The sequence below is a fragment of the Mesorhizobium sp. ESP6-5 genome (genome assembly GCF_020164695.1).
GTDB lineage: Bacteria > Pseudomonadota > Alphaproteobacteria > Rhizobiales > Rhizobiaceae > Mesorhizobium > Mesorhizobium australicum.
The window spans coordinates 190,044-206,580 of record NZ_JAIUGR010000011.1 but is presented as its reverse complement, the minus strand read 5'-3'; the positions used below and the strand labels follow the sequence as shown (position 1 = coordinate 206,580).

The window sequence follows — 16,537 nt, the reverse complement described above, 5'->3', positions numbered from 1 at the left end:
GGGCGCCGCGGCGATGCGGCGCCCTTCTTGTTTTGTCGAGATAAAAGATCAGAACAGGCCTTCGATCTGGCCGGCGTCGTTGAGGAAGATCTTTTCCGACGACGGCTTGCTCGGCAGGCCCGGCATTGTCATGACCTCGCCGCAGATGATGACGACGAAGCCGGCGCCGGCGGACAGCCTGACCTCGCGCACCGGCACGGTGTGGCCGGTCGGCGCGCCGCGCAGGTTCGGGTCGGTCGAGAACGAGTACTGTGTCTTGGCCATGCAGACCGGAAGGTTGCCGTAACCGGCATCCTCCCAGGCCTTCAACTGGTCGCGCACCGATTTGTCGGCGATGGCTTCCGAGCCGCGATAGATGCGCTGAACGATGGTGTTGATTTTCTCGAACAGCGGCATGGAGTCGGGATAGAGTGGCGCGAACTGCGACGCGCCGGATTCGGCGAGCGCCACCACCTTATTGGCAAGCTCCTCGATGCCGGCGGAGCCGTTGGCCCAGTGCTTGCACAGGATCGCTTCCTCGCCCATCGAGGCGACGTAGTCCTTGAGCGCCTGGATTTCGGCGTCGGTGTCGGAATAGAAGTGGTTGATGGCAACGACCGCCGGGACGCCGAACTGCCTGATGTTCTCGATGTGGCGTCCAAGGTTTGGGCAGCCCTTCCTGACGGCTTCGACATTCTCCTTGCCAAGGTCTTCCTTCTTGACGCCGCCATTCATCTTCATGGCGCGCACGGTGGCGACGATGACGGTGGCGGCCGGCTTCAGCCCGGCCTTGCGGCACTTGATGTCGAAGAACTTTTCGGCACCCAGATCAGCACCAAAACCGGCTTCGGTGACGACGTAGTCGGCAAGCTTGAGCGCCGTCGTGGTGGCGACGACCGAGTTGCAGCCATGCGCGATGTTGGCGAACGGGCCGCCATGCACGAAGGCCGGGTTGTTCTCCAGCGTCTGCACCAGATTGGGCTGCATGGCGTCCTTGAGCAGGACGGCCATGGCGCCATCGGCCTTGAGGTCGCGGGCATAGACCGCCGACTTGTCGCGGCGATAGGCGACGATGATGTCGCCGAGGCGTTTTTCCAGGTCCTTCAGGTCGGTGGCGAGGCAGAGGATCGCCATCACTTCCGAGGCGACGGTGATGTCGAAGCCGGCTTCGCGCGGAAAGCCGTTGGCGACGCCGCCGAGTGAGCAGATGATCTCGCGCAGCGCCCGGTCGTTCATGTCCATGACGCGGCGCCACACCACGCGGCGGGTGTCGATGCCGAGTTCATTACCCCAGTAGATGTGGTTGTCGATCAGGGCCGACAAAAGGTTGTGCGCCGTGGTGATGGCGTGGAAGTCGCCGGTGAAGTGGAGGTTCATGTCCTCCATCGGCACGACCTGCGCGTAACCGCCGCCGGCGGCTCCGCCCTTGACGCCGAAATTCGGGCCGAGCGAAGCTTCACGGATGCAGACGATCGCCTTCTTGCCGATGCGGTTCAGACCGTCACCGAGGCCGACGGTGGTGGTGGTCTTGCCTTCGCCGGCCGGGGTCGGGTTGATGGCGGTGACGAGGATCAGCTTGCCGTCCCTGTTGCCCTTCACCGACTTGATGAACTCGGCCGAAATCTTGGCCTTGTCGTGGCCGTAGGGCAGCAGATGTTCGGTTGGGATGCCGATCTTCTGGCCGATCTCCTGGATCTGCTTTTTCCTGGCGCCACGCGCGATCTCGATGTCGGACTTCACTTCGGCCATGACGGCGTTCCTCTGGATTGGACGGTGGAGGGGACGGGGTTGATCTTACTCGCAAGAAGGCTGGAGCCGGACGCGCAGGGCATCTAACCCTGTCGCTGCGGCGGCGTCAACTTTCATGCAACTATGTTTCCTATAGAGAAAATTCCTCTGCGGCGGCCGACCTATTCCCGGTTCTTTATGGCTCCGCTTGCCGCGCCGTATAGAAGCCAGAGCAGGGGCGCTTCCGCCGTCTCAAAACAGCCGCACAATGCACGGAATGCGACAGACGCGACGACGCAAATCCGCCATCGCGAGTGTTGCCGTGGGACAGCGCTACTGCGTCAGCACGTTGCTGATTTCAACCATGTTCGAGCGCACCCGAAGCACGTAGAAGCCCATCGTCGTCAGATGGGTGGGCAGCAGCCAGCCGTCCTCGCGGCCATTGGCGATGATGAAGGGCTGGATGCGCAGGGCCGACACGAACTGCGCGTCCATCGTATCCCACAGGCTCTGCAGGTGCTTTTCCTTGATGACGTCCTCGAAGTCGGCCTGGGCGCCCTTCATCAGGCCGTAATAGGCATAGAGCTGGCCATAGGCGAACCAGTAGCGGTCGTCGGCGCGGGTGTCGAACCAGCCATTGTTGTGGTTCTCGGCACGCTCCTTGAGGATGGCGGAGGTCGAGCCGATGTCACTGGCGATGCGATCGATATACTGCTTCAGATTGTCGGCGCGGGCATCGAAAGTGGCCTGGCAGGTGGCGAGCCGGGCATTGAACGAACGCAGCTTGCGCACGGCGTCGCGATAGTAGCTCGGCGTCGGTGTCTTCGGTCCAAACGGGCTCACGCCGAAATACCAGGTATACTCGTCGAACTGCAGATTGCCACGCGCGTCCTGCAGGTCGGCATCGATCTGCGAGGTGGTGCGCACGCGGCCGAGATTGTCGGCAAGCTCGGTCGCCGTGCGTCGCACCGCCTGGTTGATGCCGCGCTGGAAAGAGGCCTTGTTGTCCATCCACGGGGTGTTGTCCCAGTCGATGCCGAACAGGCCGAGCTTGTAGAGGATCATCGACGAGATCCAGGCATTCTGGTTGACGTTGAAGTCAGTCAGGTCCGCCGCCACCTGGGCGATGCCGGAGTTGCCGCAAGTCTTGGCCGTGTCGGTGCCGGCGCCGGCGGCCACCTGTTCACCGGCGGAAACGTTGCGCTTCTCGAACGTATAGGTGTCCGGGTAGTTCGGGTTGAACCTGTTCCACCACTGGGTGGCGTAGAAGAAGTTGGCGTAAAGGCCGATCAGCACCAGCAAGGCTAGGCCGACGACGGCCTTCAGGATCCAGCCGCGCTGCGTGTACCAGCGGCCGGCCCACAAGAAGGGCCACAGGATCACGCCGATCAGAAGGCCGATGCCGCGGCCGATCCACTGGAACAGCTTGACGAAGAAGTTCACGATCGGGTCGAGCATGGCTGTATCACCCCCTCAGCACGATGCCAAAAAGTTGCAGGCTTTTTGGATAACATCATGCACCAAAACAACAAGTTAGAACGGAATGCCGGTTCATATCATTCTAGTCGGTCAGGCCGTAGAGGCGTGTGCGAAACGCCACCTTTTCCTTCAAATATGTGGTTTTCAGAACGTCCACAACATGCGATCGCCAAGCGTCGCTGAAGCCGTCATAGTCCTTGTAGAAGCCGTCCTTGTTGAAGATGTAGCGCGAGACGAAGTCAGACGGCACGAAATCCGAGATCAGCCGGTTGGTCAGCCAGGCGTCGGGATGATCAGGCTTGGCGCGGACCACCAGGAAGCGCTGTTGCGGGAAGACGTCCTCGATCTTGAGGTGGCCGAGCTGGGCGATCTCGCGCTTGGCGGCGTTGAGGAAGGGAAAATTGCCGTCCCTGGTGATCAGGTCGGCATGGCTCTGGATCCAGGTCTGCAGCCAGACCTTGTCGACATCGGTCAAATTGCGGTTCGGCTCGGCGTCGCGGATCAGCGCGCGCACCACCATTTCGGCGCGGTGCTCGAGATAGCCCGAGGTTTCGATCCAGGAGGCGCGCGGCAGTTCGATGCGGCCGGTGGCGGCCAGGAATTTGAACACCTTGTCGGCGTCCTTGATGGAGAGATAGCTCACCTGCCAGGGCCGCGAGCGGCGGAAACCTGGAGCCGCCGGATCGCTGATCACCGTCGTCATGTCGGGATCGACGAAGACGTAGAGGCCGCCGAAATGGCTGGTCCAGTAGGCGTTGTGGCGGAAGATCACCTGGTCGGGCACCAGCGCGTTCTCCCTGATGTCGCCGCAGACCTTGGCGAGTTCCACCATGCGGGTCAGCATGGCATTGTCGCGCCAGGCGTCGGGCTCCTGCTTCAGCCGGTCGACGAGCTTGCCGAGCTCGGCCGCCTTGCCCAGCACGTCCTCGGCCGACAGCACCTTGAACTCGACCTGGCTGATCGACAGCAGGTCCTCGATGTCGTTGACCTTGGGAACGGAATCCTCCATCTCGCCGTAGATCACGTCCTTGATGGTCAGCGCGTCTATGGCGCGCTGGTTCCTGGACATGAATTCGAACATCAGCTGCGAGGTGTTCGAGAAGGCCGTGTGCACCACCGGCAGGTCGATCTGCGACGGCGTCAGGATGATGAAGCGGCGGTTGACCTCGTTGGGATCCAGATAATCGTAGTCGCCACACTCCTCGGCCACTTCGGGCGAAAAGCCGGTGCGGTCGATCTGGAAACTCTTCAGCTTTGTCGGCTTGAGACCGAAAGCCGCCAGCGCCTTGTTGTAGCGCTGGATGAGATGCGGCTCGTCGACCGTGAGCAGCCGGCCGTAGATGAGTTCGTTGTCGCGCAGGAGATCGGGTTTTTTGCTCATCTTGCCTTCTCCCCGTTCACGGGGAGAAGGTGCCCGAAGGGCGGATGAGGGGCGGCGCAAACGCTCATCATCTCGTCTCCAAGATTGAAGGCAGAAACTTCGCGTCGATGCCAATCATCTTCTTGTTCAGCCGACCATCCACGGCCGCAACGATGGTCTCCAATACGCTCTTTCGGCCGCTCAAAACATCAGCGTGCCAAATCCTCAATACCGACCAACCATTAGCGTTCATCGTTTCGTCCCTGTAGCGATCCCGGGATCCACCTGCATGCTGGCTGCCATCGACCTCCACGACCAGATTAGCCTCACGACAGGCAAAGTCGGCGAAATAGGGCCCGATGGGCAGTTGGCGAATGAATTTGTGGCCATTCAATCGTCGCCCACGCAGTTCATGCCAGAGCTTTTCCTCGGCATCATTCTCGATTTTCCGAAGCTCGCGGGCTCTTGCCACCTTGGGCTCGTTTCCACCACGCATGGCGCTGCCCCTCATCCGCCCTTCGGGCACCTTCTCCCCGTGAACGGGGAGAAGGAAGAAGAGCTCGCCTCACGCATTCCACAGACCCTTCTTCTTCATCTCCTCCATCTCACGCGCCGCGCGTTCGCGCAGCCTTGCGTCGCGCAGCAGCTTCTCCACCGCGGCATCGTCGGACTTGTCGGAATAGCGGAACTCGGAATCGGCGTAGCGGTTGATCTCCTGCATGACCATGGCAAGCGAGAACGGCCCGCGCAATTCCTCGATCATCGCTTTCTTGTCGTCGTAGCTCTTGTGCATGAAGGCTTCCGGCTTTTCGAACCAGTCGTCGGGAAGCTCGATGTCCATGGCACGCATCTTGATGGCGTCGGTGACGTTCTTGATGGCGCGGCCGGTGAAGCGCGGCTCGGCGTCCTTGATCAGGTGCAGGTAGGTGCCGATGTCGGCCATGGTCCTGGGCGCGCCATTTTCCTTCATGTAGCGCTCGTAGACCCGCACCAGTCCGTCCTCCCGCGGCTTTTCATGCTCTTCATAGGCTTCGGTCACGGCGCGCTGGATCTCCTGCGCGGCGTAGAGTTCGTGCTTGCCCAGGGGGATTTCGTGGTTCTTGCCGGCGAGCAGCACGAAAATGTCGATATAGTCGTCTCGGGTCTGCGGCCCGTCGACCAGCCAGCGGGCGCCGGCGCGCTGGCGCAGCGCATCGTCGACATTTTCGGGATAGTTGGAAAACATGCCGAACGAGCAATTGCCACGCACCACGGTGGCAGCACCGGCGAAGGCGTCCATCAGCACGCCGGTGATCTCCTGCTGGCCGGCCGATGCGCGGTCGTCGGAACGGCGGGCGGCCACCTGGTCGATGTCGTCGATGGTGCCGAAGCCGATGACGCGCGGGTTCAACACATTGTTGATGAACTGGCGGCAGTTCTGGCCAGACTTGCCTTGGTAGGACGAAATCTGGTCGACGCCGAAATTTTCATAGGCAAAGGGATAGCCGGCGACCTGGCAATAGCCGTTGACAAGGCCGGCGATCATCTGGATCAGCGTCGTCTTGCCGGTGCCGGGCGCGCCGTCGCCGATGAAGGTGAACAGGAAGCCGCCGAGCTCGACGAACGGGTTCAGTTCACGCTCGAAATCATAGGCCATCAGCATCTTGGCGAGCTTGACGGACTGGTATTTGGCGATGTGGTTGCCGACGACCTCTTCCGGTTTCTTGAAGGTCATCACCAGCGGCTTGGAGCGCTTGCCCGGCGCCACGTCGAAGCCGTCGAGGGTGAAGTCGTCGGCGTCGATGCGGATATGGGCGTTCTCGAACGGGCCGATGCCGTCGAAGCGGCTTTTGCGCGCCACAAGCCCGTCGATGGCGACGCGGGCGAAGGCGCGCGCCCTGGTCGTCAGGTCGCCGTCGTCCGTCGAGCCCGCTATCGCCTTGTCGAGGCCGGCCAGGATCGATTTCACGGCATCCTGGGGCGTGTCGAACAGGAAGTCCGGCTCGGGGATATCGTTCGGCGCCTCGCCGTCGCCGTCGATGAGCTGGAACAGATACGAGGCGAGGCTGAAGGCCGAAATATAGGCCGAAGCCGACAGCAGTTTCTTGAAGGTGGACGCCTCGTCGCCTTCGAGCGGCGCGCGGGTGTTCCTGGCCTGCAGGCTTTCGAGATCGGAGCCTTCGGCGAAGACGTCCGATACCGCCAGCGCGATCGCCGTGCCGCGGCGGGCGCGAAAGAGCAGCGTGTGCTGCGGGATGGTCAGCAACTGGTCGTCGGGATGAACGGCGCCGACCGTCTTCGACAGCTCGACCTCGCGGGTGCGGCGCACCTGACCGACCGAGACGGTGGAGACGAAGCGGCGGTTGGTGCCGGCCAATGCCGTACCGGATTCGCGCGATGGATCCTCCAGCACGACGATGCGGGTGATGAAGCTCTGCGCGGTGGCCCGGTGTTTTTCGATAGCCGCTTCCGGGATGGTGGTCAGGCCGGTGTCCATGAAGGGTGCTCCGCGGTGTGACGGTCAGACGTCTGAGATGACCTGCCCATTCGACAGGATGTGAACCTTGTAGCCGCCAAAGATCTTCTGTGCTTCGCCGGCCGCGTAAAGCGCCTGGTAGGCTTCGTGCGGGATCAGCGCGTGGTTTTCGTAGCTCGACACGCCCTGGCGGGCGGCTTCCAGGTCGTCGGTGTTGATGAAGAATTCCTGCGTCGTCTTCTCGCTGGAGAACAGGCCCTTGCGGCCGGGCTTCTCGCCCTTGGAATAGACTTCCTGGATGGTCCAGGTCAAAAGCCAGGCATTTTCGGGCTTGCGCACCTTGGCCAGCACTTCCGTCACCGTCGAGTTGTTGTCGGTGATGCCTGCCGAGTAGAAGGGGCCAAGCACCACCCGCCTCAGCTGTTTGGGGTGCAATGGCTCGAAATCCTTGTCGAGATTGACCGCGATGGTCGCCGGCGACAGCGTATAGGCCGAATTCTTCTCGGTGAAATCGTCGAAGCGGTGGGCAAGCTCGGGGTTGAGCAGGCCGTCGACGGGCAGCGGAATGTCGACCTTGTCGTTGAGCTTGCCGCTCCGGTCGACAAGCTGGCGGACCATGCTTTCCGAGGAATCCTCCACCGTCACCATATAGACCAGAGGCAGGTTGGCGCTGCCGTCGAAGCTTGCCCAGTGGACGAGGTAATAAGGCCGCGCCGTCTTCGGATTGACCGACACCTTGGCCGTCTGCGCCAGCGTGAACGGACCGAAGGTCTGCTCGCTCTTGACGTCTTCGAGATAGAGCCGCTCGGCCATCGATTTCTGCAGCGCCTCGGGAAACTCCTTGTGGCGCAGGATGAAGTCGGCCATCTCCTCGCGCAGCTCGCCGGCCTGGGGGATGTTGGCGAGCCGCGCGTCGGCCTGCAGGCGGTCGTTTTCCAGTTCAAGCAGGTTCTGGAACACCGGGTAGCCGCTCTCGGCGCGCGAAATGCGGAACGTGTCCATGAAGCCCAGCCGGTTGCGCCAGCAGGAAAAGGACTTGTCGAGCCGAGCGATGTACTCGGCAACGATCTTGGCGACGATGCCGTGTCGGTAAAGCGGCGAGCGGTCGTCGCGCATGAACACTTCAAGGCCGCTGAGCGCGGCCGTGATTGCCGAGAAATACCGCGCCGCGGCGTCGTTTTCGGGGGTCATGCTGTCAGTCCTGGGATTGTCGCACCGGTGTGCGCGGCAATTATGACTGCACGTAGTTGGCCGAATTGTGCTTCTTCAGCACCTCGTCGAAGCGGCGGGCAAAGGCATCGTCGGCCAGCTTCTTGCGGCGCTGGATGTCGGCGCTGGCGACCATGTTCTTCTCGTGCATCTCCAGGAGATCGCCGATGTGCTTCTGCGAGGCGGCGCCGATGCCGGCCATGGTTTCCTCGGCCGTGTTGTCGACCTGGCTGCCCAGCGTGTTGATCTTGTGGGCGACGTCCTGCTGGGCGGCGGTCTTCAGCGAGTCCTCAAGCGCCTTGTAGAGCACGATGCGCTGTTCGGTATCGATGGTCAGCTTGTTGATCAGCGTCGACTGCGCGGCGATCTGGTTGTTGAGCGAATCGACGAAGGTCTGGAACATCGAGGTATAGCGCTCCAGCGTCTGGCTTTCGGCCAGCAGCTCCTGCTCCTTCGCCTGCTTTTCATTGTATTCGGTGGCAAGCTTGGAACGCTCGCCCTCGAGCTGCGTGCGGTCTTTCTGGCTGGTCGAGGCGGCGATCCTGTTTTCGATGTCGAGCAGCATCGGATTGAGCTCCTCGATGCGCTTCTGCACGGTTTCGAGGTTGGTCATGGTGGTCTTGCGGCGCTCGATCACCTGCGACAGGCTGGCCTCGGAGGTCTTGTAGCGCTGGTCGAGAATTTCTTTCTGCGCCTTCAATATGCCGACGATGGTATCGGACTTGGCCAGCAGCTCCTGCAGGTTGCCGGCGAGCGACATGTTGCGGACGCGATCGGTGCGCATGCGCTGCTTGCGCTGTGCCGAAAAAACGCCGACGAAGTTTTCCCAGCCGGTATAGTTCTTCATGCTCTCGAACTCGGCGCCGAAGACATTGGTGGCGTCCTCCAGCCCGATGATCAGGTCGGCGATGTTGCCTTCCATCACCTTCTGCTGCTTCAGTACATCCTCGATGCGGGCGTTCTCGATGTCGAAATTGGCGTCGCCGATCTTCTTGTCGGCGGTTGCGAGCGTGTCGAGCACGGTGCCGGATTGCTCGATCTTGGTGCGCATGTCCTGGACGACCTGCTTGGTCTTGGCAATTTCGGCATCGAAATTCTGCAATGTCGCCATAGGGGCCTCCCGCTTCGGCTTCCGCTCGCTGGTTGCGAACAGCGGCGAATATATGTGGGGTATCAGGGGATTGAAAGACGTGAAGACAGTGGGTGGCGCGAAAACAAATATCCGGCCGAACCCTTGAAAGGCAATGGAGCCGTGGTCATGGCGTGATCAACTGGCAGGCCAAGCCTTGTTCAGCTGATTTTGAACTTTCATGCCGGCAAAGCAATCAATCCACGCGGAAGCGAATGGCTCCTAAACTCGACAACAACTGGCCATTTGCAGCCCCACCGGCGGCACAAGTCGGCCCATCCGACGACGAACGGCGTCTGCTCAGGGTTTGGGGTCGGCCTTCAGATAGGCGACGACGTTGGCGATGTCGTCGTCATTGCTGAGGCCGCCAAAGGCCATCCTGTTGCCGGGCACCTTCAGCTTGGGCGATCTGAGGTATTCGGCAAGATTTGCCTCGTCCCAGAGGAGGCCGGCAGCACCCGCGCTCTTCATGGCGTCCGAATAACGGTCGAGGAAGCTTTCGGCGGTTCCCGCCTTGCGGCCGACGACGCCCATCAGATGCGGGCCGACCTTGTCGCGGTCGGACGCCGCCTCATGGCAGGCCATGCATCGGTTGAAAACATGTTTGCCCAGCACAGGATCGCCCCCGGCCCGGGCGGTAACGGAGGTGGCAAGCAAAAGAAGGCTGGCGGACAAGACGGCTCGAAGCATGGCTGACCCCGGGAGGCTCTGGCTGAGGGTGGGAAAATAGGGCGCTGACCTTGACAAAGGCACCATAGAACGGCGCGGCCGACAAGAGGTGGCAGCCAGCTACCCACGCCGACGCCCCAGCGAGCCCCATTCAGCGGCTGATGAAGCCGATGAAGTCGTCCGGTGCCGCGCGGCCCATTTCCTCTTCCCAATGCCGGCGGCAGAGCGAGACATAGACGTCCTTGCCGATCGCCACCTGTTCGCCCTGCCTGGCCACCTTGCCGTCGGGACCGAGGCGCACGACCATCGTCGCCTTGCGGCCGCAGCGGCAGATGGTGCGCACTTCGCGCAGATCGTCGGCGATCGCCAGCAGCGCGCGCGAGCCGGGAAACAGCTTTCCCTGGAAATCGGTGCGCAGGCCATAGCACATGACCGGGATGTTGAGCCGGTCGGCGATGCGGGCAAGCTGCCAGACCTGCTCCTCCTCCAGGAACTGCGCCTCGTCGACAAAGATGCAATGCACCGCCGTGTGCTGGTGATGCTCGGCGACGCGGGCGAACAGGTCGTCGCCGTCGCGGAACATCTCGGCTTCCGTTTCCAGCCCGATGCGCGACGAGATCAGGCCGGTGTCACCCTTGCGGTAGTGGCCGGCGACGAACAGCATCGTCGTCATGCCGCGCTCGCGGTAATTGTACGACGCCTGCAACAGCATGGTCGTCTTGCCGGCATTCATCGTCGCGTAGTGGAAGTAAAGCTTGGCCATGCCGCTCTTTTAAGCCGACTTGCCAGGCCTCGGGGAGGGGCAGGCGCCGCATTCCCCTGAAAAAGCCGCCATTGCCGAGGCAGATTGCGCTTGGGCTCGGCGCGGAAAGCGTCAGCTGTGTCGCTGATGGGCCAGCCAGCGCCGTTGATCGTGATTGTCTTAGCGCTTGAAACCACTCCAGAATGGTGTTTGGCTGACGAAACAAGGCGGGCACAAAAACCGTAACTTCGCTTCGCCAAAGAATCGAAATGGGAGAATACAGATGTCGCGCATGAATTCCTTCGTCGCCGGCCTGGGCCTGGCGGCTTTCCTGTCCACGAGCGCCGCCTTCGCCGGCGATCCGGCAAGCTGCAAGGCGGTTCGCCTCTCCGATGTCGGCTGGACCGACATCCAGGCCACCACCGGGCTGGCCTCGGTGCTGCTCACCGCGCTCGGCTACGAGCCGCAGGTGATCCAGCTCTCGGTTCCGGTGACCTATGCGTCGCTGAAGAACAAGGACCTCGACGTCTTCCTCGGCAACTGGATGCCGTCGATGACCAATGACATCAAGGATTATACGGCCGACGGTTCGGTCGAGACCGTCAGCCAGAACCTGGTCGGCGCCGGTTACGGCATCGTCGTGCCGACCTATGTCGCGGATGCCGGCGTCAAGTCGCTGACCGACCTCGGCAAGTTCAAGGACAAGTTCAACGGCAAGATCTACGGCATCGAGGCCGGCAATGACGGCAATCGCATCATCCTCGACATGATCAAGAACCCGAAGGACAATCTCGACGGGTTCGAACTGGTCGAATCCTCGGAGGCCGGCATGCTGACGCAAGCCGAGCAGTCGATGAAGAGCAATGAGTGGATCGCCTTCCTCGGCTGGACGCCGCATCCGGTGATGGGCGCCATGAAGATCACCTATCTCGACGGCATGGGCGACAGCGGTTTCGGCGCGGCCACCGTCTCGACCAATGTGCGCAAGGGCTACATGACCGAGTGCCCGAATGTCGGCAAGTTCATCGCCAACCTGAAGTTCAATCTGGATATGGAAGGCCAGATGATGGACGCCATCCTGAAGGGCAGCGATGCCAACAAGGTGGCAACCGACTGGTTGAAGAAAAACCCGGATGCGGTCAAGCCGTGGATCGCCGGCGTGACCACCTTCGACGGCGGCGACGCTGCGGCGGCGGTCAAGACCGCGCTCGGAAGCTGAGCCGACTTTGATTTCGGCGTGACCGAAACAGAGGGCAGTCTTTGTGGAAAAGGCTGCCCTTTTTCGTATCCTGTGACAAGATGACGTCGCGACAGTACGGGGCCGAAGGCAGAGCTCTGGCAAACGAGGGGTGAGATGGATCCGATTTCCAAGTTCATGGTCGATCACAAGATCCCGATCGGCGCCTGGGGAAAGGCGTTCTTCGGTTTCCTTACCGACAATTTCGACACCGTCTTCAGGGCGTTCTCGAATGGCCTCAATTTTCTGCTCGACGGGCTGGTCAACATCCTGCTGATGGTGCCGCCGGTGCTGCTCGCTTTGGTGATTGCCGTCATCGCCTGGCTGCTGCAGCGTTCGCGGCCGCTCGCCATCGGCGTTTTCATCGGGCTGATCTTCATCATCAACCAGAACCTTTGGAAACAGACGGTGCAGACGCTGGTGCTGGTTGTCGCGGCGGCGGCGGCGGCGATGGCGATCGGCGTGCCGCTCGGCATCTGGGCCGCGCACAAGCCGAAGGTCTATCGCATCATGCTGCCGGTGCTCGACCTGATGCAGACGCTGCCGACCTTCGTCTACCTGATCCCGGTGCTGACGCTGTTCGGTCTTGGCAATGCGCCCGGCCTGATCGTCACCATCATCTTCGTCATCCCGACCGCGGTCCGGCTCACCCATCTCGGCGTCGTCTCGGTACCGAAGTCGATCATCGAGGCCGGCGAGGCCTTTGGCGCCACCAAGAGCCAGCTGTTGTGGAAGGTCGAGCTGCCCTCGGCGCTGCCGACCATCATGGCCGGTCTGACGCAGTCGATCATGCTGTCGCTGTCGATGGTGGTGTTCGCGGCCCTGATCGGCGCCGGCGGGCTCGGCACGGAAATCAACCGGGCGCTCGGTTCGCGCCGCATCGATCTGGGCCTTGAGGCCGGTCTCGCCATCGTCGTGCTCGCCATCGTGCTCGACCGGATGACCCGCATTGGCGTTGGAGGCAAGAAATGACCGTCGCCGTCGATTTCAGGAATGTCGATATCGTCTTCGGCGCCGACCAGGCCGGCTCGCTGGCGATGATCGACAAGGGCGCCACCCGGGCCGAAATCCTCGAGAAGACCGGCAATGTGCTCGGCTGCGCCGGCGCCAGCCTGACCGTGCATGAAGGCGAAATCTCGGTGCTGATGGGCCTGTCCGGTTCGGGCAAGTCGACGCTGCTTCGCGCGGTCAACCGGCTGAACGTGGTGTCGCGCGGCCAAGTGCTGGTGAAGGACGGTGACCGCACGGTCGATGTCGTCACCTGCGACGAGCCGACCCTGCGGCGGCTGCGCCAGAAGCAGGTGGCAATGGTGTTCCAGCAGTTCGGCCTGCTGCCATGGCGCACGGTGGAGGAGAATGTCGGTCTCGGCCTCGAACTCGCCGGCGTGCCGGATGCCGAGCGCAAGGAGCGGGTGCATCGCCAGCTCAAGCTGGTCAATCTCGACCAATGGTCGAACAAATACGCCCATGAGCTGTCGGGCGGCATGCAGCAGCGCGTCGGCCTGGCGCGTGCCTTCGCCACCGAGGCGCCTATCCTGTTGATGGACGAGCCGTTCTCGGCCCTCGACCCGCTGATCCGCACCAAGCTGCAGGACGAACTTCTGCAGTTGCAGGCGGAATTGAAGAAGACCATCATCTTCGTCAGCCACGATCTCGAGGAGGCGCTGAAGATCGGCAGCCACATCACTATCATGGAGGGCGGCCGTATCGTCCAGACCGGCGCGCCGGAAGACATCGTGCTGCGCCCCGCCAACGATTATGTCCGCGACTTCATCGCCAATGTGAACCCGCTCTCGGTGCTGACCGCCTGGAACGTGATGCGCGACCGCCGCGATCTCGAACAGGGCAAGGACGGCTGGGTGTGGCTCGACCGGCGCAAGACGACGCGCTTCAAGATCGACGAACACGGGCTGGTGGCGGCGGCCGAGCGCGACGGCAAGCCGGCCGTATGGGTGTCCTGCGCCGATGTCGAGGGCCAGCCGGAGGAGTTGGCGCAAGTGTTCTGGGCCAATCCCGGCACCTCGCTGAAGACCGTGATGCTGGCCATGCACCGGTCGCAGACCGCACCCGTGGCGCTGTTCGACGACCAGTCGCGCTTCGTCGGCGCGATCGGCATCCGCGACGTGCTGAGCGCGGTGCTGCGGCGCTGATGCATGTCGCCCAAAAGTGACCTCGGTTTTGGGAAGACGACATGCACAAAAACGAAGGCTAAAGCGCGTCGCCTGATCCGCTTCGACGCGACGCGCTTAAGGCGGCTATGTCCTAAGCCGCCATCGGCAGGCGCAACTCGGTCAGCAGGCCGCCGTCTGGATGGTTGGACAGGCGCACTTCGCCGCCCGCCGCGCGCGCGATGTTGCGGGCAATGGTCAGCCCAAGCCCGAGACCGCCGGTCTGGCGATTGCGGGATTGTTCGAGACGCACGAAGGAGCCGAAGACGGCGTCGATCTGTGCCTGGGGAATGCCCGGTCCCTCGTCACGGATGGCCAGCGTGATCGTGCCGTCCAAGCGGCTGAGGCTGAGATGCGCCTGCTTGCCGTAGGCGACGGCGTTCTGCACCAGATTGGTGACGCAACGCTTGAGGGCCACCGGCCGCGCCATGCAGATCAGGCCGCGCGGGCGGACGTCGTCATTGTCGAAGGAAACCGTCTCGTAGCTGTCGGCGACCGATTCGACGAGCGACCAGAAATCGATCCGTTCGGCCTTCTCTTCCGTGACCTCGAATTTGGCGAAGTCTATCACGGAACTCGCGATGCTTTCGATGTCGGCGAGATCGTGGGCGAGCGCCTGGCGCGCCGGTGATCTGCGCAACAGCTCCAGGCGCAGGCGCATCCTGGTCATCGGCGTGCGCAGGTCGTGCGCGAGGGCCGCCGCCAGGTGCTCACGATCCTCGACATATTCGCGCAGCCTCGCCTGCATGGCGTTGATCGCCTTGGCGGCGGCGCGTACCTCGCGGCTGCCGCTCTCGGCGATCGGCGGGCTCTTGAGGTCGTTGCCGATCCGGTTTACGGCGGTTTCCATCATCCGGTAGGGCGCGGTCAGCCGGCGCAGCGACCAGATCGACATGATCACCACCAGCCCCGCGATCAGCGAATAGAGCGGCAGGCTATCGACGCTCAGGATCGGGCCGACGGGCGTGATCGGTTCGGTGAAATTCAGCCATTGGCCGTCGGCGAAGCGCAGCGAAGCCGTCAGCTTGTCGCTCTGGGCGAAATCGGCGGCCAGCACCAGAAGATCCCGCTCCACCTGGCCGATCTCGGGTCCCGGTGCCGCGCCGCCGGCATCGTCGGCTTCGCGCGTCGCCGGATCGCGCCGCACGCGCGCGTCGGTGATACCGAACTTGGACAATCGGCCGACGAGAATGTCTTCCAGTTCGGCCAGTTCGTCGTCGCCGGCGATCGAGGAGGTGACGGCGGGCGTGTCCGAGACGGTGAGCGCGTAGGTGGAGTTGAACAGCCCGGTCGCCGTCGCCTTGCGCTCCTCCGGCGTGGCGTCGTGCATCAGCTGCACGAGCGAGAAGGCGCGGTCGTTGAGGCGGTAGAGGTCGACCACGTCGTTGGCGGCGGCGCGGTCGCGCGATACGATATAAAGCGTCGCGACCTGACTGATCAGCAGGCCGGCAATGACGATCAGCAGCACCCAGACAGGCAAGGTCTGCGGCAGGAAACGTCTCATTCGGATGTCGTCTCGGGCAGGAACTGGTAGCCGCCGCTGCGCACGGTGAGGATCAGTTTGGGCGTCTTGGGATCATCTTCCATCTTGCGCCGCAGCCTGGAGACCAGGATATCGATGCTGCGGTCGAAGGAATAGTCGCTGTCGCCGCCGGACAGTTCGATGAGCTGGTCGCGGGTCAGCACGCGCTGGGCGCTCTTGACGAAGGTCTGCAGCAGGTTGAACTCAGCCATGGTCAGTTCGACCCTGACATCGTCGGGCGCGGTCAGCCGCCGCCGCGAGCAGTCCATCGTCCAGCCGGCGAAGTGGTAAATCTGCTTGGTGGTGGTGCGCTTGGGCTCGGCGGCGCCATTGCGCCGCAGCACGGCGCGGATGCGGGCCAGCAATTCGCGCGGGTCGAAGGGTTTGGGCACATAGTCGTCGGCGCCCATCTCGAGCCCGACGACGCGGTCGGTCGTCTCGGTGACGGCGGTCAGCATGATGATCGGCGTCGTATACTGGGCGCGGATGTCGCGGCACAGTTCCAGCCCGCTCCTGCCGGGCAGCATCACGTCAAGCACGATCAGATCCACCTGGGTGCGGCGCAGGATGGTTTCCATCTCGGTGCCGTCGGCGGCAACCGAGGTGTGCAGACCCCGCTTCTGGAAGAACTCCTGAAGCAGGTCGCGAATGCCCTTGTCGTCGTCGACGATCAGTATGTGTGTCTCGGATTTCACAGCTGCCCTGTCTGGTTTGCCAGCCACGCCATTTTTGGCTCGTGAGCCACACGATAGAATTCGGGCCGTATGTTGGCCAGTGCCTTGCTTTTCAAGGAAAAATGAATTCCGCCGTCTCCACATGAAGCAACGGCCAGCTTGGCGTGGCCTGGCCAGACACAATTC

Annotated in this window: 14 protein-coding genes; 3 read left to right on the top strand and 11 right to left on the bottom strand. The window is 62.5% G+C overall.

Annotated features, from left to right (window positions below; all coding sequences use genetic code 11):
- Positions 1–48: 48 nt before the first annotated feature.
- From LB524_RS19780 to LB524_RS19740, 9 genes are all read right to left on the bottom strand, one after another.
- Positions 49–1,728 (bottom strand): formate--tetrahydrofolate ligase, encoded by a 1,680-nt coding sequence (locus tag LB524_RS19780; RefSeq protein ID WP_224529506.1) that lies wholly within the window; start codon positions 1,726–1,728, stop codon positions 49–51.
- 312 nt (positions 1,729–2,040) lie between these two features.
- Positions 2,041–3,165: a DUF2333 family protein gene (locus tag LB524_RS19775; protein WP_015316037.1), complete on the bottom strand. Its 1,125-nt coding sequence runs from the start codon at positions 3,163–3,165 to the stop codon at positions 2,041–2,043.
- A 103-nt stretch (positions 3,166–3,268) separates the two neighbouring features.
- Positions 3,269–4,567: a DUF6638 family protein gene (locus LB524_RS19770; protein WP_140617664.1), complete on the bottom strand. Its 1,299-nt coding sequence runs from the start codon at positions 4,565–4,567 to the stop codon at positions 3,269–3,271.
- 67 nt (positions 4,568–4,634) lie between these two features.
- Complete coding sequence (locus LB524_RS19765) at positions 4,635–5,042, bottom strand: endonuclease domain-containing protein (RefSeq protein WP_015316039.1); 408 nt, start codon at positions 5,040–5,042, stop codon at positions 4,635–4,637.
- A 69-nt stretch (positions 5,043–5,111) separates the two neighbouring features.
- Entirely contained in the window at positions 5,112–7,022 is a 1,911-nt protein-coding gene (locus LB524_RS19760) for an AAA family ATPase (RefSeq protein ID WP_224529503.1), read from the bottom strand.
- Between the two features lie 24 nt (positions 7,023–7,046).
- Positions 7,047–8,192 carry a hypothetical protein gene (locus LB524_RS19755; protein WP_140721661.1) on the bottom strand — a complete coding sequence of 382 codons (1,146 nt, stop codon included), beginning with the start codon at positions 8,190–8,192 and terminating at the stop codon, positions 7,047–7,049.
- A gap of 40 nt (positions 8,193–8,232) precedes the next feature.
- Positions 8,233–9,321, bottom strand: coding sequence for a hypothetical protein (locus LB524_RS19750; protein ID WP_023781403.1), 1,089 nt, complete (start codon positions 9,319–9,321; stop codon positions 8,233–8,235).
- A gap of 318 nt (positions 9,322–9,639) precedes the next feature.
- Entirely contained in the window at positions 9,640–10,029 is a 390-nt protein-coding gene (locus tag LB524_RS19745; protein ID WP_224529500.1) for a c-type cytochrome, read from the bottom strand.
- 130 nt (positions 10,030–10,159) lie between these two features.
- Positions 10,160–10,771 carry a thymidine kinase gene (locus LB524_RS19740; RefSeq protein ID WP_140617670.1) on the bottom strand — a complete coding sequence of 204 codons (612 nt, stop codon included), beginning with the start codon at positions 10,769–10,771 and terminating at the stop codon, positions 10,160–10,162.
- 262 nt (positions 10,772–11,033) lie between these two features.
- Here LB524_RS19740 and LB524_RS19735 point away from each other — a divergent pair, with 262 nt between their 5' ends.
- The 3 genes from LB524_RS19735 to choV all read left to right on the top strand — a co-directional run bounded on the left by LB524_RS19735 (position 11,034) and on the right by choV (position 14,137).
- Positions 11,034–11,969 (top strand): choline ABC transporter substrate-binding protein, encoded by a 936-nt coding sequence (locus LB524_RS19735; protein WP_224529497.1) that lies wholly within the window; start codon positions 11,034–11,036, stop codon positions 11,967–11,969.
- A gap of 135 nt (positions 11,970–12,104) precedes the next feature.
- Positions 12,105–12,959: a choline ABC transporter permease subunit gene (choW, locus tag LB524_RS19730; RefSeq protein WP_140665124.1), complete on the top strand. Its 855-nt coding sequence runs from the start codon at positions 12,105–12,107 to the stop codon at positions 12,957–12,959.
- A complete protein-coding gene (gene choV / locus LB524_RS19725) occupies positions 12,956–14,137 on the top strand; it encodes a choline ABC transporter ATP-binding protein (RefSeq protein WP_015316047.1) in 1,182 nt (393 codons plus the stop codon). The genes choW and choV overlap by 4 nt, the downstream gene beginning before the upstream one ends.
- Before the next feature lie 112 nt (positions 14,138–14,249).
- On the opposite strand, the gene LB524_RS19720 is transcribed toward choV, so the two are convergent.
- Positions 14,250–15,659: an ATP-binding protein gene (locus tag LB524_RS19720; protein ID WP_224529493.1), complete on the bottom strand. Its 1,410-nt coding sequence runs from the start codon at positions 15,657–15,659 to the stop codon at positions 14,250–14,252.
- Positions 15,656–16,372 (bottom strand): response regulator, encoded by a 717-nt coding sequence (locus LB524_RS19715; protein WP_224529491.1) that lies wholly within the window; start codon positions 16,370–16,372, stop codon positions 15,656–15,658. The genes LB524_RS19720 and LB524_RS19715 overlap by 4 nt, the downstream gene beginning before the upstream one ends.
- Positions 16,373–16,537 lie beyond the last annotated feature (165 nt).

What these genes read in the sequence shown, in the direction of transcription:
- LB524_RS19755 (WP_140721661.1), bottom strand. Translation starts at nt 8,192, where the DNA reads ATGACCCCCGAAAACGACGCCGCGGCGCGGTATTTCTCGGCAATCACG.
- LB524_RS19735 (WP_224529497.1), top strand. Translation starts at nt 11,034, where the DNA reads ATGTCGCGCATGAATTCCTTCGTCGCCGGCCTGGGCCTGGCGGCTTTC.
- LB524_RS19720 (WP_224529493.1), bottom strand. Translation starts at nt 15,659, where the DNA reads ATGAGACGTTTCCTGCCGCAGACCTTGCCTGTCTGGGTGCTGCTGATC.
- LB524_RS19780 (WP_224529506.1), bottom strand. Translation starts at nt 1,728, where the DNA reads ATGGCCGAAGTGAAGTCCGACATCGAGATCGCGCGTGGCGCCAGGAAA.
- LB524_RS19745 (WP_224529500.1), bottom strand. Translation starts at nt 10,029, where the DNA reads ATGCTTCGAGCCGTCTTGTCCGCCAGCCTTCTTTTGCTTGCCACCTCC.
- choV (WP_015316047.1), top strand. Translation starts at nt 12,956, where the DNA reads ATGACCGTCGCCGTCGATTTCAGGAATGTCGATATCGTCTTCGGCGCC.
- LB524_RS19760 (WP_224529503.1), bottom strand. Translation starts at nt 7,022, where the DNA reads ATGGACACCGGCCTGACCACCATCCCGGAAGCGGCTATCGAAAAACAC.
- LB524_RS19740 (WP_140617670.1), bottom strand. Translation starts at nt 10,771, where the DNA reads ATGGCCAAGCTTTACTTCCACTACGCGACGATGAATGCCGGCAAGACG.
- LB524_RS19775 (WP_015316037.1), bottom strand. Translation starts at nt 3,165, where the DNA reads ATGCTCGACCCGATCGTGAACTTCTTCGTCAAGCTGTTCCAGTGGATC.
- LB524_RS19770 (WP_140617664.1), bottom strand. Translation starts at nt 4,567, where the DNA reads ATGAGCAAAAAACCCGATCTCCTGCGCGACAACGAACTCATCTACGGC.
- choW (WP_140665124.1), top strand. Translation starts at nt 12,105, where the DNA reads ATGGATCCGATTTCCAAGTTCATGGTCGATCACAAGATCCCGATCGGC.
- LB524_RS19765 (WP_015316039.1), bottom strand. Translation starts at nt 5,042, where the DNA reads ATGCGTGGTGGAAACGAGCCCAAGGTGGCAAGAGCCCGCGAGCTTCGG.
- LB524_RS19750 (WP_023781403.1), bottom strand. Translation starts at nt 9,321, where the DNA reads ATGGCGACATTGCAGAATTTCGATGCCGAAATTGCCAAGACCAAGCAG.